Source organism: Vibrio sp. 2033 (assembly GCF_033339735.1).
Genome location: NZ_JAWOVC010000256.1, coordinates 1 through 786, shown reverse-complemented (window position 1 = coordinate 786; position 786 = coordinate 1). Strand labels below are relative to the sequence as shown.

Below are 786 nucleotides of genomic sequence, written 5' to 3'. Positions count from 1 at the left end.
TGGTAAATTCTCCAACAAAAACTACCAGTTTTCAGGTGGTTTGCACGGTGTAGGTATCTCAGTAGTAAACGCGCTGTCTAAGCGAGTTGAAGTGACGGTACGTCGTGATGGTCAAGTGTACGAAATTGCTTTTGAGCACGGTGACAAAGTATCAGACCTTACTGTAACGGGCACATGTGGTCGCCGCAATCGCGGTACTAGCGTGCACTTTTGGCCGGATGCGAAGTATTTCGATTCAGCTAACTTCTCTGTAACTCGTTTGGTGAACAACCTACGAGCGAAAGCGGTACTTTGCCCAGGTCTAGAAATTACGTTTACCGATAAAGTAAACAACAAAGACTACCAGTGGTACTACGAAGATGGTTTGAAAGACTATCTAGCCGAAGGCGTAAAAGGTTACCCAGTACTACCAGAAGAACCGTTTACTGGGGAGTTTTCTGCAGACACAGAAGCAGCAAACTGGGCAGTAATCTGGCAGCCAGAAGGCGGCGAGATGATCACCGAAAGTTACGTGAACCTTATCCCAACAGCTCAGGGTGGTACACACGTAAATGGTCTTCGCCAAGGTTTGTTGGATGCGATGCGTGAGTTCTGTGAATTCCGCAACTTGCTACCACGTGGTGTGAAGCTAACGGGCGATGATGTTTTCGACCGTTGTTCGTACGTGTTGTCGGTTAAGATCCAAGATCCACAGTTTGCTGGTCAGACTAAAGAGCGTCTCTCTTCGCGTCAAACCGCTGCGTTTGTCTCTGGTGTGGTAAAAGATGCATTCAGTCTGTGGCTAAA

1 pseudogene is annotated in these 786 nt (G+C 47.6%); it reads left to right on the top strand.

What is annotated here, in order from left to right:
* Window positions 1-786: pseudogene (locus R7P74_RS25935) on the top strand (DNA topoisomerase IV subunit B); the annotation flags it as partial.